The following is a 15,771-nucleotide window of genomic DNA, read 5'->3' as shown; positions in this document are numbered from 1 at the left end:
CACAGCCGCCAGAAATAAGTCGGGCATGTTGGCCGTGTGCTAAGATGCGTGCCGAACAGGCATAAAAACAGAAGGGTAAACTATGGATTCACTGGCCTCGCTTTATAAAGATCATGTGGCAACCTTGCAGGAGCGCACCCGCAACGTTCTGGCGCGTTTTAATCTCGATGCACTGCTGATTCACTCCGGGGAGCTGCTTAATGTCTTCCTGGACGATCATGCTTATCCGTTCAAAGTTAACCCGCAGTTTAAAGCCTGGGTGCCGGTAACACAGGTTCCGAACTGCTGGCTGCTGGTAGATGGCGTTAATAAACCAAAGCTGTGGTTCTACCTGCCGGTGGATTACTGGCATAACGTTGAGCCGCTGCCCGCATCCTTCTGGACCGACGAAATTGAAGTGATTGCGCTGCCGAAAGCAGACGGCATAGGTAGTCAGCTGCCTGCCGCAAGGGGCAACATCGGCTATATCGGCCCGGTGCCCGAGCGCGCTTTACAGCTTGAGCTCCAGGCGGCGAACATCAACCCGAAAGGGGTGATGGACTACCTGCATTATCATCGCGCTTATAAAACGGATTATGAGCTGGCGTGCATGCGTCAGGCGCAGAAAACCGCCGTTGTCGGCCATCAGGCCGCTCACGAAGCTTTCCTGTCCGGGATGAGCGAGTTCGACATTAATCAGGCGTATCTGACCGCAACCGGCCACCGTGATATCGACGTGCCGTACAGCAATATTGTTGCGCTGAACGAGCATGCCGCCGTATTGCACTACACCCGACTGGATCACCAGGCTCCGTCCGAAATGCGCAGCTTCCTGCTGGATGCAGGCGCTGAGTACAACGGCTACGCAGCAGACCTGACCCGAACCTGGGCGGCCAACGGCGACAGCGATTATGCGCAGCTAATCAAAGACGTTAACGCCGAGCAGCTGGCATTGATCGGTACCATGAAAGCGGGCGTGCGCTACACCGAGTACCACGTCCAGTTCCATCTGCGTATTGCTAAGCTACTGCGTCGCCATCAGCTGATCAACGACATCAGCGAAGAGGCGATGGTGGAAACCGGTATTACCGGTCCGTTTATGCCGCACGGTATTGGCCACCCGCTGGGTCTGCAGGTGCATGATGTCGGTGGCTTTATGCAGGATGATACCGGCACGCATCTCGCCGCGCCGTCGCAGTATCCTTACCTGCGCTGCACGCGAGTGCTTGAGCCGCGCATGGTGCTGACCATTGAACCAGGCATCTACTTTATTGAATCCCTGCTTGCACCATGGCGTGAAGGGCAGTACGGCAAGCATTTTGACTGGCAGCGCATCGAAGCGATGAAGCCGTTCGGTGGAATACGCATCGAAGACAACGTCGTTATTCACGAAAGCACTATTGAAAATATGACGCGCGATCTGAAACTGGCGTAATGGATAGCTGGCTCATTCCTGCTGAAACGCTTACCGTCAGCGAGGAAATCAAGAAAAGCCGCTTTATTACCCAGGTAGCCCATACTGATGGGATAGCGGCGGCAAAAGCTTTTGTAGAGCAGGCGCGTGCGCAACATCCTGATGCCCGGCACCATTGCTGGGCGTGGGTAGCAGGTGCGCCCAATGATTCGCAACAGCTTGGCTTTTCTGATGACGGAGAGCCAGCCGGGACGGCCGGCAAGCCAATGCTCGCGCAGCTTATGGGGAGCGGCATCGGTGAAATTACCGCCGTAGTGGTGCGCTACTACGGCGGAATTAAGCTGGGCACGGGCGGTCTGGTTAAAGCTTACGGCGGCGGCGTTCAGCTTGCGCTAAACCAGCTGCCTGCAGTGCTTAAAGTGCCATTAACCGAATATACTTTGCGGTGTGATTACGCTCAGCTTGCGGGTATTGAAGCGCTACTCAAACAGTTTGACGGGCTGATCGTGCAAAGTGAATTTCAGGCATCGGTGTTGCTCAAAGTGGCCCTGCCACAGACGCGGCTGGCTGAATTTTCGCTTCGGCTGGCGGATTTTAGCCGGGGTTCATTGCATTTATTGCCGATTGACGAATAATTCCCTCCTCGCAATTTTTGATATTTAAGGAAGCGGCTGAAATGCATTTTCGTGCCATAACCCGAATCGTTGGTCTGCTGGTTATCCTGTTCTCCGGGACCATGATCATTCCCGGGCTGGTTGCCTTAATTTACCGCGATGGTGCTGGCCGCGCCTTCACACAGACTTTTTTTGTCGCGTTGGTGATTGGGTCGTTACTCTGGTGGCCAAACCGTCATAAAAAAAGCGAGCTCAAGCCGCGCGAAGGTTTTCTGATAGTCGTGCTGTTCTGGACAGTATTGGGAAGCGTGGGGGCGTTGCCGTTTATCTTCTCTGAACGTCCTAACCTGACCGTTACCGACGCTTTTTTTGAATCCTTCTCAGGTTTGACTACCACCGGCGCGACTACGCTTATAGGGCTGGATACGCTTCCTCATGCCATCTTGTTCTACCGGCAAATGCTGCAATGGTTCGGCGGGATGGGGATCATCGTCCTGGCCGTGGCGATTCTGCCTATCCTGGGCGTAGGGGGGATGCAGCTATACCGGGCCGAAATGCCGGGGCCGCTAAAAGATAACAAAATGCGGCCGCGCATAGCGGACACCGCGAAAACGCTTTGGCTTATCTATGTATTGCTTACCATCGCCTGTGCGGCGGCGCTGTGGTTTGCCGGCATGCCGGCGTTCGACGCGATAGGACACAGCTTTGCCACTATCTCCATCGGTGGGTTCTCAACCCACGACGCCAGCGTGGGGTATTTCAACAACCCTACGATTAACAGCATCATGGCTATTTTCCTGCTGATTTCAGGCTGTAACTACGGCCTGCATTTCTCTTTACTCAGCGGGCGTAATTTAAAAGTGTACTGGCGTGACCCGGAATTCCGTATGTTCATTGGCGTGCAGCTGACGTTGGTAATCGTCTGTACTCTGGTGCTGTGGATGCACAACACTTACCAGTCGGCGCTGCAAACGCTAAACCAGGCGTTCTTCCAGGTTGTGTCCATGGCGACAACTGCCGGGTTCACCACCGACAGTATCGCCCGATGGCCCCTGTTTTTGCCGGTATTATTGCTCTGTTCGGCGTTTATTGGCGGTTGCGCTGGCTCTACCGGCGGCGGTCTGAAAGTCATCCGTATCCTCCTGCTGTTTAAACAGGGGAACCGTGAGCTGAAGCGTCTGGTTCACCCGAATGCGGTATACAGCATTAAGCTGGGCAACCGTGCGCTGCCGGAACGCATTCTGGAAGCGGTGTGGGGATTCTTCTCCGCGTATGCGCTGGTGTTCATTTTGAGCATGCTGGCGATTATCGCGACGGGCGTAGATGACTTCTCCGCTTTTGCTTCGGTGGCGGCTACGCTTAATAACCTGGGGCCGGGGCTGGGCGTGGTAGCGGATAACTTTGCCAGCATGAATCCGGTGGCGAAGTGGATCCTTATCAGCAACATGCTTTTTGGCCGCCTTGAAGTATTTACCTTATTAGTCCTTTTCACGCCAACCTTCTGGCGAGAGTAACCGGAGCCCGTAGTGAAGACTTTGATTCTGTTTTCGACCCGCGATGGTCAGACCCGCGAAATAGCTTCTTATATAGCATCCGAGTTAAAAGAGCTGGGCGTGGAAAGCGATGTGGTTAACCTGCATCGTAACGGCGATATAGGATGGAGCAGTTACGACCGCGTGGTTATTGGCGCCTCTATACGTTATGGCCACTTCCATGCATCGGTTGACGCGTTTGTGAAAAAGCATCAGCAGGCATTGAGTTCCATTCCCAGCGCATTCTTTTCCGTAAACCTGGTCGCCCGCAAAGCGGAAAAGCGTTCGCCGCAGACAAACTCCTATACACGCAAGTTTCTGCTGAAGTCGCCGTGGACGCCGGATCGCTGCGCGGTCTTCGCCGGGGCGCTGCGTTATCCGCGTTATGGCTGGCTGGATCGCGCAATGATTCGTTTAATTATGAAAATGACCGGCGGCGAAACCGATACCCGTAAAGAAGTCGTCTATACCGACTGGCAGCAGGTAGCGCGTTTTGCCCAGGAAATAGCGCAATTATCCGCCAGATAGCCTCCAAAATAGACGCTTTGTTGAAAAATAGCGCGGTTGGTAATTTATTTGCAATAAACGCTTGTCAGCCTCCGAAAAATCCCTATACTGCGCCTCCACTGACACGGCACAACGGCTTACAAACCGGCCCGTCAGTCGGAGTGAAGCAAGAAATAAATGCTTGACTACGTAGCGGGGAAGCGTAATATGCACAGCCCGCGCCACCGAAGATTGTGGCACCGCTCTTTAACAATTTATCAGACAATCTGTGTGGGCACTCGCAGGATTGATATCTCAGCATCTCCGGATGCAAAAAAATATCAAGCCTTAAAGTGACCAGACAGTAATTCATTATGAATTATGTGAATGTAATCTTTGAGCACCGCTTCACTGGTTGAAGCACATCAAGCTTTTAATTGAAGAGTTTGATCATGGCTCAGATTGAACGCTGGCGGCAGGCCTAACACATGCAAGTCGGGCGGCAGCGGAAAGTAGCTTGCTACTTTGCCGGCGAGCGGCGGACGGGTGAGTAATGTCTGGGAAACTGCCTGATGGCGGGGGATAACCACTGGAAACGGTGGCTAATACCGCATAACGTCGCAAGACCAAAGAGGGGGACCTTCGGGCCTCTTGCCATCAGATGTGCCCAGATGGGATTAGCCAGTTGGTGAGGTAACGGCTCACCAAAGCGACGATCCCTAGCTGGTCTGAGAGGATGACCAGCCACACTGGAACTGAGACACGGTCCAGACTCCTACGGGAGGCAGCAGTGGGGAATATTGCACAATGGGCGCAAGCCTGATGCAGCCATGCCGCGTGTATGAAGAAGGCCTTCGGGTTGTAAAGTACTTTCAGCGGGGAGGAAGGCGGTGCGGTTAATAACCGCGCCGATTGACGTTACCCGCAGAAGAAGCACCGGCTAACTCCGTGCCAGCAGCCGCGGTAATACGGAGGGTGCAAGCGTTAATCGGAATTACTGGGCGTAAAGCGCACGCAGGCGGTCTGTCAAGTCGGATGTGAAATCCCCGGGCTCAACCCGGGAACTGCATCCGAAACTGGCAGGCTAGAGTCTTGTAGAGGGGGGTAGAATTCCAGGTGTAGCGGTGAAATGCGTAGAGATCTGGAGGAATACCGGTGGCGAAGGCGGCCCCCTGGACAAAGACTGACGCTCAGGTGCGAAAGCGTGGGGAGCAAACAGGATTAGATACCCTGGTAGTCCACGCCGTAAACGATGTCGACTTGGAGGTTGTGCCCTTGAGGCGTGGCTTCCGGAGCTAACGCGTTAAGTCGACCGCCTGGGGAGTACGGCCGCAAGGTTAAAACTCAAATGAATTGACGGGGGCCCGCACAAGCGGTGGAGCATGTGGTTTAATTCGATGCAACGCGAAGAACCTTACCTACTCTTGACATCCAGAGAACTTAGCAGAGATGCTTTGGTGCCTTCGGGAACTCTGAGACAGGTGCTGCATGGCTGTCGTCAGCTCGTGTTGTGAAATGTTGGGTTAAGTCCCGCAACGAGCGCAACCCTTATCCTTTGTTGCCAGCGAGTAATGTCGGGAACTCAAAGGAGACTGCCAGTGATAAACTGGAGGAAGGTGGGGATGACGTCAAGTCATCATGGCCCTTACGAGTAGGGCTACACACGTGCTACAATGGCGCATACAAAGAGAAGCGACCTCGCGAGAGCAAGCGGACCTCATAAAGTGCGTCGTAGTCCGGATCGGAGTCTGCAACTCGACTCCGTGAAGTCGGAATCGCTAGTAATCGTGGATCAGAATGCCACGGTGAATACGTTCCCGGGCCTTGTACACACCGCCCGTCACACCATGGGAGTGGGTTGCAAAAGAAGTAGGTAGCTTAACCTCCGGGAGGGCGCTTACCACTTTGTGATTCATGACTGGGGTGAAGTCGTAACAAGGTAACCGTAGGGGAACCTGCGGTTGGATCACCTCCTTACCTGAAAGATACGTTCCGCGCAGTGTCCACACAGATTGTCTGATAGAAAACGAGCAGTAAAACCTTATAGGCTTGTAGCTCAGGTGGTTAGAGCGCACCCCTGATAAGGGTGAGGTCGGTGGTTCAAGTCCACTCAGGCCTACCAGATTCGTCGCTATCCTGCGTTACAGCGCCACTCACATACTTAAGTATGCTTCATGGCGCTGCGCCTTGTCTGGCAACGAACTGATGGTGAATCAATAAGGTTTTACGAAATCGATGGGGCTATAGCTCAGCTGGGAGAGCGCCTGCCTTGCACGCAGGAGGTCAGCGGTTCGATCCCGCTTAGCTCCACCATCATTTAATGCTCGGTCATATCTCAAAACTGATTCTCAGGAATCACGTTTGAGATATTTGCTCTTTAAAAATCCGGAACAAGCTGAAAATTGAAAGGACACACTGTGTCTGTTCCCCGTAACAGGAACAGATAAGCGGTGTGTCCGCGTCTCTCAACTTTTCACAACAGACGGGCGTGTCTCACGAGACACCTTCGGGTTGTGAGGTTAAGCGACCAAGCGTACACGGTGGATGCCCTGGCAGTCAGAGGCGATGAAGGACGTGCTAATCTGCGATAAGCGCCGGTAAGGTGATATGAACCGTTATACCCGGCGATTTCCGAATGGGGAAACCCAGTGCAATCCGTTGCACTATCGTTAAGTGAATACATAGCTTAACGAAGCGAACCGGGGGAACTGAAACATCTAAGTACCCCGAGGAAAAGAAATCAACCGAGATTCCCCCAGTAGCGGCGAGCGAACGGGGAACAGCCCAGAACCAGCATCAGTCTGTGTGTCAGTGGAAGCGTCTGGAAAGGCGCAGGGTACAGGGTGATACTCCCGTACACAAAGACACACTTGCTGTGAGTTCGACGAGTAGGGCGGGACACGTGGTATCCTGTCTGAATATGGGGGGACCATCCTCCAAGGCTAAATACTCCTGACTGACCGATAGTGAACCAGTACCGTGAGGGAAAGGCGAAAAGAACCCCGGCGAGGGGAGTGAAACAGAACCTGAAACCGTGTACGTACAAGCAGTGGGAGCCTCTTTTATGGGGTGACTGCGTACCTTTTGTATAATGGGTCAGCGACTTATATTCTGTAGCAAGGTTAACCGTATAGGGGAGCCGCAGGGAAACCGAGTCTTAACTGGGCGTTAAGTTGCAGGGTATAGACCCGAAACCCGGTGATCTAGCCATGGGCAGGTTGAAGGTTGGGTAACACTAACTGGAGGACCGAACCGACTAATGTTGAAAAATTAGCGGATGACCTGTGGCTGGGGGTGAAAGGCCAATCAAACCGGGAGATAGCTGGTTCTCCCCGAAAGCTATTTAGGTAGCGCCTCGTGAATTCATCTCCGGGGGTAGAGCACTGTTTCGGCTAGGGGGCCATCCCGGCTTACCAACCCGATGCAAACTGCGAATACCGGAGAATGTTATCACGGGAGACACACGGCGGGTGCTAACGTCCGTCGTGAAGAGGGAAACAACCCAGACCGCCAGCTAAGGTCCCAAAGTCATGGTTAAGTGGGAAACGATGTGGGAAGGCACAGACAGCCAGGATGTTGGCTTAGAAGCAGCCATCATTTAAAGAAAGCGTAATAGCTCACTGGTCGAGTCGGCCTGCGCGGAAGATGTAACGGGGCTAAACCATGCACCGAAGCTGCGGCAGCGACGCTCAGGCGTTGTTGGGTAGGGGAGCGTTCTGTAAGCCGTTGAAGGTGGCCTGTGAGGGCTGCTGGAGGTATCAGAAGTGCGAATGCTGACATAAGTAACGATAAAGCGGGTGAAAAGCCCGCTCGCCGGAAGACCAAGGGTTCCTGTCCAACGTTAATCGGGGCAGGGTGAGTCGACCCCTAAGGCGAGGCCGAAAGGCGTAGTCGATGGGAAACAGGTTAATATTCCTGTACTCGGTGTCACTGCGAAGGGGGGACGGAGAAGGCTATGTTGGCCGGGCGACGGTTGTCCCGGTTTAAGCGTGAAGGTGTGAGGACCAGGCAAATCCGGTCTTCTTTAACACTGAGGCGTGATGACGAGGCACCACGGTGCTGAAGTGACAAATGCCACACTTCCAGGAAAAGCCTCTAAGCTCCAGGTGACACAGAATCGTACCCCAAACCGACACAGGTGGTCAGGTAGAGAATACCAAGGCGCTTGAGAGAACTCGGGTGAAGGAACTAGGCAAAATGGTGCCGTAACTTCGGGAGAAGGCACGCTGGCGCGTAGGTGAAGCGGTTTACCCGTGGAGCTGAAGCCAGTCGAAGATACCAGCTGGCTGCAACTGTTTATTAAAAACACAGCACTGTGCAAACACGAAAGTGGACGTATACGGTGTGACGCCTGCCCGGTGCCGGAAGGTTAATTGATGGGGTTAAGCGCAAGCTGAAGCTCCTGATCGAAGCCCCGGTAAACGGCGGCCGTAACTATAACGGTCCTAAGGTAGCGAAATTCCTTGTCGGGTAAGTTCCGACCTGCACGAATGGCGTAATGATGGCCAGGCTGTCTCCACCCGAGACTCAGTGAAATTGAAATCGCTGTGAAGATGCAGTGTACCCGCGGCAAGACGGAAAGACCCCGTGAACCTTTACTACAGCTTGACACTGAACACTGGTCCTTGATGTGCAGGATAGGTGGGAGGCTTTGAAGCGCGGACGCCAGTCTGCGTGGAGCCATCCTTGAAATACCACCCTTTAATGGCTGGTGTTCTAACGTGGACCCGTTACCCGGGTTGCGGACAGTGTCTGGTGGGTAGTTTGACTGGGGCGGTCTCCTCCTAAAGCGTAACGGAGGAGCACGAAGGTCAGCTAATCACGGTCGGACATCGTGAGGTTAGTGCAAAGGCATAAGCTGGCTTGACTGCGAGAGTGACGGCTCGAGCAGGTGCGAAAGCAGGTCTTAGTGATCCGGTGGTTCTGCATGGAAGGGCCATCGCTCAACGGATAAAAGGTACTCCGGGGATAACAGGCTGATACCGCCCAAGAGTTCATATCGACGGCGGTGTTTGGCACCTCGATGTCGGCTCATCACATCCTGGGGCTGAAGTAGGTCCCAAGGGTATGGCTGTTCGCCATTTAAAGTGGTACGCGAGCTGGGTTTAGAACGTCGTGAGACAGTTCGGTCCCTATCTGCCGTGGGCGCTGGAGAATTGAGGGGGGCTGCTCCTAGTACGAGAGGACCGGAGTGGACGCATCACTGGTGTTCGGGTTGTCATGCCAATGGCACTGCCCGGTAGCTAAATGCGGAAGAGATAAGCGCTGAAAGCATCTAAGCGCGAAACTTGCCCCGAGATGAATTCTCCCTGACCCTTCAAGGGTCCTGAAGGAACGTTGAAGACGACGACGTTGATAGGCTGGGTGTGTAAGTGCAGCGATGCATTGAGCTAACCAGTACTAATGATCCGTGAGGCTTAACCTTACAACACCGAAGGTGTTTTGGTGAGAGACGATTTAATTTTCAGCGATGTTCAGGATTGACGCCGGTGGTCACGTGTTTAAGGTGACGGTCAGCGGTACAGAATATGCCTGGCGGCAACAGCGCGGTGGTCCCACCTGACCCCATGCCGAACTCAGAAGTGAAACGCCGTAGCGCCGATGGTAGTGTGGGGTCTCCCCATGCGAGAGTAGGGAACTGCCAGGCTCCGAATCAGCAGAAAGCCCCGTGCGAAAGCACGGGGCTTTTTGTCGTCTGCGGTTTACGGCATACCCGCCATACAAGCCAAGCTCAGTCAGATAAGGTAAACTAACCGGGTTTAAACTCAGGAAAGATATCGACATGAGCACCTCCCTTAAGCCCTTCAATACTTTTGGTATTCAGGCCAATGCTTCGCGTATTGTCATTGCGCAGACCGTGCAACAGCTCAATGAAGCCTGGAACGAAGCCGTATCATTACAAAAGCCGGTTTTGATTCTGGGCGAGGGAAGTAACATTCTCTTTCTTGATGATTTTATCGGAACGGTGATTGTTAATCGTATTGGCGGAATCGAGGTAACAGAAAAGGATGACGCGTGGCATTTGCACATTGGTGCAGGTGAAAACTGGCATCATCTTGTTGAATACACTTTACAACAAAACATGCCGGGGCTAGAGAATCTGGCGTTGATTCCTGGCTGTGTCGGATCTTCCCCCATTCAAAATATCGGTGCCTATGGCGTTGAATTGAAAAAAGTTTGCGCTTACGTCGAGTGCATTGATATGCGTAGCGGCGAAACGCATCGCCTTGATAATAAAGAATGTCAGTTTGGCTATCGCGACAGCATTTTCAAACATGATTATCAGAACGACTATGCGATTACCGCCGTTGGCCTGCGTATTCCTAAACTATGGCAGCCTGTGCTGACTTACGGCGATTTAACTCGCTTTGATCCAGCCACCGTCACACCGCAGGAAGTTTTTGACGCAGTATGCCATATGCGCATGACAAAGCTTCCGGATCCCCGCGTAAACGGTAATGCCGGCAGTTTCTTTAAGAATCCCGTAATTACTGCTGAACAGGCTGCCGGATTATTATCCGAATTCACTGACATGCCGCATTATCCTCAGGCTGATGGATCTATAAAACTGGCCGCAGGATGGCTTATCGATCGGTGCGAACTAAAGGGTTACCAGATCGGCGGTGCTGCAGTTCATCGTCAGCAGGCGTTAGTGTTAATAAATACAGCGAACGCCACCAGTCAGGATATCGTCAAACTGGCGCATTATATTCGTCAGCGCGTTGGTGAAAAATTTAACGTGTGGCTGGAGCCAGAGGTTCGCTTTATGGGCGTGAAGGGTGAAGTCAGTGCCGTGGAGACCATTGCATGAAAGATAACAAAATCCCCCTTACCCTGATCGCCATTCTGGCAGACGGGGAATTTCACTCTGGCGAGCAGCTGGGCGAAAAGCTTGGCATGAGTCGCGCGGCTATAAATAAACATATCCAGACGCTGCGTGACTGGGGAGTCGATGTATTTACCGTGCCGGGGAAAGGATATAGTTTGCCCGATCCTATACAGCTTCTTGACGAGTCCCTGATTAAATCGCAAATAAAGCAGGGAACGGTTGCGGTATTACCCGTTATCGACTCCACGAATCAGTATATGCTCGAGCGGCTTAACAGCCTTCAGCCCGGGGATGCCTGCATTGCGGAATATCAGCAGGCAGGACGTGGCCGACGCGGCCGGCAATGGTTCTCTCCATTCGGTGCAAACCTTTACCTTTCCATGTACTGGCGGCTGGAACAAGGGCCTGCCGCAGCGGTCGGGTTGAGTCTGGTAATAGGTATCGTGATGGCCGAAGTGCTTCGCGGTCTGGGCGCCGATGGCGTCAGGGTGAAATGGCCTAACGATCTCTATCTCAACGACCGTAAGCTGGCGGGTATACTTGTTGAACTGACGGGGAAAACGGGTGATGCGGCGCAGATAGTCATTGGGGCGGGCATTAACCTCGCTATGCGTAATGTCGCAGCGGACGTCATTAACCAGGGGTGGATCAACCTTCAGGAAGCCGGAATTAAAATCGATCGCAATGCGCTGGCGATCGCTTTGATTAAGGAATTACGCTCGGCATTAACTTTATTTGAGAATGAAAGCCTTACGCCATTCCTCTCTCGCTGGAAGGTTCTTGATAATTACGCTAACCGTCAGGTTAAACTGATTATTGGCGATCGTGAGATATATGGTATTTCCAGAGGAATAAACGAACAGGGCGCATTACTATTAGAGCAGGATGGCGTAGTCAAACCCTGGGTTGGCGGAGAAATATCGCTTCGTGGCGTGAATTAGAATGGAAGGGGGAGCATCTCCCCCTTTTTATTATTTGCGTAAGCGGACGCTTTCCACCGCGTGGTTTGCGCTTTTCGTCATAATCAGGCTGGCACGTTCGCGCGTAGGAAGAATATTTTCTTTAAGATTCATCCAGTTAATTTCTTTCCAGAGCTGCGTGGCGACATTCACCGCTTCGTCTTCCGACAGCTTCGCATAGTTATGGAAATAAGAATCGGGATCGGTAAATGCCCCTTCCCGAAACTTCAGGAAACGGGTGATATACCAGTCCTGGAGCAAATCTTCCGGGGCGTCAACGTAAATAGAAAAGTCGACAAAATCTGAAACGAAGACATGATGCGGATCGTGTGGATAATCCATGCCGCTTTGTAAAACATTTAATCCTTCAAGAATTAAAATATCTGGCTGGGTCACGGTTTTGTCACCGTCAGGGATCACATCATATATAAGATGGGAATAGACAGGCGCGGTGATGTTAGTTGCCCCCGACTTCAGGTCGGAAACAAACTTCACCAGACGATGCATATCATAGGATTGCGGGAACCCTTTTTTCTTCATCAGGTTACGCTCTTTGAGCACTTTATTCGGATGAAGAAAACCATCGGTTGTAATTAATTCTACCCGGCGATGTTCGGGCCAGCGGCTCAGCAACGCCTGCAGTACGCGTGCGGTTGTGCTTTTCCCTACGGCAACGCTGCCCGCAATACTAATAATGTAAGGGATGCGCTGTCCGTTAGTGCCGAGAAATTGCTCAAGAACGGCCTGACGACGCAAATTTGAACTGATATAGAAGTTCAGCAGACGAGAAAGGGGCAGATAAATTTCTGCCACCTCTTCAAGGGAGAGATCTTCGTTAATACCCTTCAAACGCGCGACTTCCCCTTCGCTCAACGTCATCGGCACTGAATTACGCAAGGCTGCCCATTGGCTGCGGTTGAACTGCATATAAGGGGTCGTCAATATTTGCTCTTTATTACTCATAAGCATGCTTCTGCCTGTAATTCAGGACAAAATGAACGTTAAACGCGGACTAAGGAAAGACACCAACCTCAGATAATCAAAGGCGCGCAACGTATTTTACTTTTCAACAATGGGCAGGAGGGTAACACCAGATGGGGGAGAATAATAAGAAAAAACGATAATCTCAATCCTTAAGCGAGGAGGCGTCACGTTCCAGACAATGGCTGCTTCGCGCTCACCGCTATACATTCTGTACTTTGTTTAACAAAAATGAACCTGAGGTACCCGATTCAGGCGCAATAAAAGAGAAAGCCGGGTTTTGGCGTAAGGCGCAAGGTAATCACTGGTGTTGGCACCGGGGGTTACTATTGGATTCTACGAATAAAAACTGGCCAGGAACGGCGGTTTAATCATCAATTATTCGATGTGTCGCGCAAAATGTGAGCGGTAGTGCATTTTATGCGATTTTTTTGTTGCATAGCGGCGCCTGTCTTCCTAGAATGCGCGCTACTTGATGCCGACTTAGCTCAGTAGGTAGAGCAACTGACTTGTAATCAGTAGGTCACCAGTTCGATTCCGGTAGTCGGCACCATCAAGTGCCTGGTGGGGTTCCCGAGCGGCCAAAGGGAGCAGACTGTAAATCTGCCGTCATCGACTTCGAAGGTTCGAATCCTTCCCCCACCACCATTTTTAACCATAGCGATATGGTTGAACCAACCAGTAATCATTTATATGAGCACTGGTCGGGAAAGTGAGTAGCTTCGACTGAGGTTCGGGTCGAACAGGGTGAGACAACGAGCGTAAGCATCGTTTATCCCGAACCCACCACCATTTAAGGCGACGCTTCGCGAAGCCCGAGACGACAAGCTCCAGGCGAGTCGGCTCGAATACTGAGAGGTCTCCTCTCATATTCAAAACAGAATTAAGCAGGTAGCCGAGTTCTAAGATGCGGGCATCGTATAATGGCTATTACCTCAGCCTTCCAAGCTGATGATGTGGGTTCGATTCCCACTGCCCGCTCCAGATGTGCTGATATAGCTCAGTTGGTAGAGCGCACCCTTGGTAAGGGTGAGGTCGGCAGTTCGAATCTGCCTATCAGCACCACTTCTATTCTCCTTCCTGTTTTTCTTCTGTTAATGCATTCAGCAAATTCAGGCATAAGCCTGGTTGATGTGGTGATACCACCGATTTATCCGTGTCTTAGAGGGACAATCGATGTCTAAAGAAAAGTTTGAACGTACAAAACCGCACGTTAACGTCGGTACTATCGGCCACGTTGACCATGGTAAAACAACGCTGACCGCTGCAATCACTACCGTTCTGGCTAAAACCTACGGCGGTGCTGCCCGTGCATTCGACCAGATCGATAACGCGCCGGAAGAGAAAGCTCGTGGTATCACCATCAACACTTCCCACGTTGAATATGACACCCCGACTCGCCACTACGCACACGTAGACTGCCCGGGCCACGCCGACTATGTTAAAAACATGATCACCGGTGCTGCGCAGATGGACGGCGCGATCCTGGTTGTTGCTGCGACTGATGGCCCGATGCCACAGACCCGCGAGCACATCCTGCTGGGTCGTCAGGTAGGCGTTCCTTACATCATCGTGTTCCTGAACAAATGCGACATGGTTGATGACGAAGAGCTGCTGGAGCTGGTTGAGATGGAAGTGCGTGAACTTCTGTCCCAGTACGACTTCCCGGGCGACGATACCCCAATCGTTCGTGGTTCTGCGCTGAAAGCGCTGGAAGGCGAAGCTGAGTGGGAAGCGAAGATTGTTGAGCTGGCAGGCTACCTGGATTCCTACATCCCGGAACCAGAGCGTGCTATCGACAAGCCGTTCCTGCTGCCAATCGAAGACGTGTTCTCCATCTCCGGCCGTGGTACCGTGGTTACCGGTCGTGTGGAGCGCGGTATCGTTAAAGTTGGCGAAGAAGTTGAAATCGTTGGTATCAAAGAGACTGCCAAGTCCACCTGTACCGGCGTTGAAATGTTCCGCAAACTGCTGGACGAAGGCCGTGCCGGTGAGAACGTTGGCGTTCTGCTGCGCGGTATCAAACGTGAAGAAATCGAACGTGGTCAGGTACTGGCTAAGCCAGGCTCCATCAAGCCGCACACCCAGTTCGAATCTGAAGTTTATATCCTGTCCAAGGACGAAGGCGGCCGTCATACGCCGTTCTTCAAAGGCTACCGCCCACAGTTCTACTTCCGTACAACTGACGTGACCGGTACCATCGAGCTGCCGGAAGGCGTGGAGATGGTCATGCCGGGCGACAACATCAAAATGGTTGTCACCCTGATCCACCCAATCGCGATGGACGACGGTCTGCGTTTCGCCATCCGCGAAGGCGGCCGTACCGTGGGCGCCGGTGTTGTTGCTAAAGTTATCGCTTAATCGCTGATAACATTTGACGCAACGCGCAAGAAAAGGGCATCATTTGATGCCCTTTTTGTACGCTCTCGAACCAGAACCTGGCTCATCAGTGATTTTTTACTCATAATCATTGCTGAGACAGGCTCTGAAGATGGCGTTGATACCGAATAGCGCCTGAAAAGAGCAATTCGGTTTGGTTTGCCTCGCGCCTGCGGGGCAAAAATATTTGTCTGATATTGTGACAGGTTGGTTTATGAGTGCGAATACCGAAGCTCACGGAAGCGGGCGCGGCCTGGAAACGATAAAATGGCTGGCTGTTGCAGTTCTGCTGATTTTAGCGATTGTGGGCAACTACCTTTATCGTGATGTGACCTTGCCTTTGCGTGCCCTGGCAGTGGTTATTATGATTGCTGCAGCGGGCGGTGTCGCGCTGTTGACGACGAAAGGCAAAGCGACCGTTGCTTTCGCCCGTGAAGCGAGAACCGAAGTACGTAAAGTGATTTGGCCGACTCGCCAGGAAACGCTGCATACCACCTTAATCGTGGCCGCCGTTACGGCTGTAATGTCACTGATTCTGTGGGGGCTGGATGGCATTTTAGTCCGTCTGGTTTCTTTTATTACTGGCCTGAGGTTCTGA

General features: G+C 52.5%; 9 protein-coding genes, 6 tRNA genes and 3 rRNA genes. 17 read left to right on the top strand and 1 reads right to left on the bottom strand.

Going from position 1 to position 15,771, the window contains the following annotated elements; genetic code table 11:
• Positions 1-82 precede the first annotated feature (82 nt).
• From pepQ to birA, 11 genes are all read left to right on the top strand, one after another.
• Positions 83-1,414: a Xaa-Pro dipeptidase gene (gene pepQ / locus WLO31_RS19910; RefSeq protein ID WP_435928238.1), complete on the top strand. Its 1,332-nt coding sequence runs from the start codon at positions 83-85 to the stop codon at positions 1,412-1,414.
• The gene (locus WLO31_RS19905) at positions 1,414-2,028 is read left to right on the top strand and encodes an IMPACT family protein (protein ID WP_435928237.1); all 615 of its coding nucleotides are present in this window, start codon (positions 1,414-1,416) and stop codon (positions 2,026-2,028) included. The genes pepQ and WLO31_RS19905 overlap by 1 nt, the downstream gene beginning before the upstream one ends.
• A 41-nt stretch (positions 2,029-2,069) precedes the next feature.
• Positions 2,070-3,521 carry a Trk system potassium transporter TrkH gene (gene trkH / locus WLO31_RS19900; protein WP_435928236.1) on the top strand — a complete coding sequence of 484 codons (1,452 nt, stop codon included), beginning with the start codon at positions 2,070-2,072 and terminating at the stop codon, positions 3,519-3,521.
• A 12-nt stretch (positions 3,522-3,533) separates the two neighbouring features.
• A complete protein-coding gene (gene hemG, locus WLO31_RS19895; RefSeq protein WP_435928235.1) occupies positions 3,534-4,067 on the top strand; it encodes a menaquinone-dependent protoporphyrinogen IX dehydrogenase in 534 nt (177 codons plus the stop codon).
• Between the two features lie 392 nt (positions 4,068-4,459).
• Positions 4,460-6,002 (top strand): 16S ribosomal RNA (locus tag WLO31_RS19890).
• 68 nt (positions 6,003-6,070) lie between these two features.
• Positions 6,071-6,147 (top strand) — tRNA-Ile (locus tag WLO31_RS19885).
• A 115-nt stretch (positions 6,148-6,262) separates the two neighbouring features.
• A tRNA-Ala gene (locus WLO31_RS19880) sits at positions 6,263-6,338 on the top strand.
• Positions 6,339-6,542: 204 nt separating this feature from the next.
• Positions 6,543-9,450: ribosomal RNA gene (locus WLO31_RS19875) — 23S ribosomal RNA — on the top strand.
• 106 nt (positions 9,451-9,556) lie between these two features.
• Positions 9,557-9,672: ribosomal RNA gene (gene rrf, locus WLO31_RS19870) — 5S ribosomal RNA — on the top strand.
• Together the 16S, 23S and 5S rRNA genes with 2 tRNA genes alongside form the textbook arrangement of a ribosomal RNA operon.
• A gap of 135 nt (positions 9,673-9,807) precedes the next feature.
• Positions 9,808-10,836: a UDP-N-acetylmuramate dehydrogenase gene (gene murB / locus WLO31_RS19865; RefSeq protein WP_435928234.1), complete on the top strand. Its 1,029-nt coding sequence runs from the start codon at positions 9,808-9,810 to the stop codon at positions 10,834-10,836.
• Positions 10,833-11,795, top strand: coding sequence for a bifunctional biotin--[acetyl-CoA-carboxylase] ligase/biotin operon repressor BirA (birA, locus tag WLO31_RS19860; protein WP_435928233.1), 963 nt, complete (start codon positions 10,833-10,835; stop codon positions 11,793-11,795). The genes murB and birA overlap by 4 nt, the downstream gene beginning before the upstream one ends.
• A gap of 30 nt (positions 11,796-11,825) precedes the next feature.
• Here birA and coaA read toward each other — a convergent pair whose 3' ends face one another.
• A complete protein-coding gene (coaA, locus tag WLO31_RS19855) occupies positions 11,826-12,776 on the bottom strand; it encodes a type I pantothenate kinase (protein WP_435928232.1) in 951 nt (316 codons plus the stop codon).
• A 495-nt stretch (positions 12,777-13,271) separates the two neighbouring features.
• Here coaA and WLO31_RS19850 point away from each other — a divergent pair.
• From WLO31_RS19850 to secE, 6 genes are all read left to right on the top strand, one after another.
• A tRNA-Thr gene (locus WLO31_RS19850) sits at positions 13,272-13,347 on the top strand.
• A 10-nt stretch (positions 13,348-13,357) separates the two neighbouring features.
• A tRNA-Tyr gene (locus WLO31_RS19845) sits at positions 13,358-13,442 on the top strand.
• Positions 13,443-13,703: 261 nt separating this feature from the next.
• Positions 13,704-13,778 (top strand) — tRNA-Gly (locus WLO31_RS19840).
• Between the two features lie 5 nt (positions 13,779-13,783).
• A tRNA-Thr gene (locus tag WLO31_RS19835) sits at positions 13,784-13,859 on the top strand.
• A gap of 111 nt (positions 13,860-13,970) precedes the next feature.
• The gene (gene tuf, locus WLO31_RS19830) at positions 13,971-15,155 is read left to right on the top strand and encodes an elongation factor Tu (protein WP_435928230.1); all 1,185 of its coding nucleotides are present in this window, start codon (positions 13,971-13,973) and stop codon (positions 15,153-15,155) included.
• Positions 15,156-15,387: 232 nt separating this feature from the next.
• On the top strand, positions 15,388-15,771 hold the full coding sequence (gene secE, locus WLO31_RS19825) for a preprotein translocase subunit SecE (RefSeq protein WP_435928229.1): 384 nt from the start codon (positions 15,388-15,390) through the stop codon (positions 15,769-15,771).

The organism is Dryocola sharpae (assembly GCF_051307055.1).
Taxonomy (GTDB): Bacteria; Pseudomonadota; Gammaproteobacteria; order Enterobacterales; family Enterobacteriaceae; genus Dryocola.
This window is presented reverse-complemented; position numbering and strand designations above follow the sequence as displayed.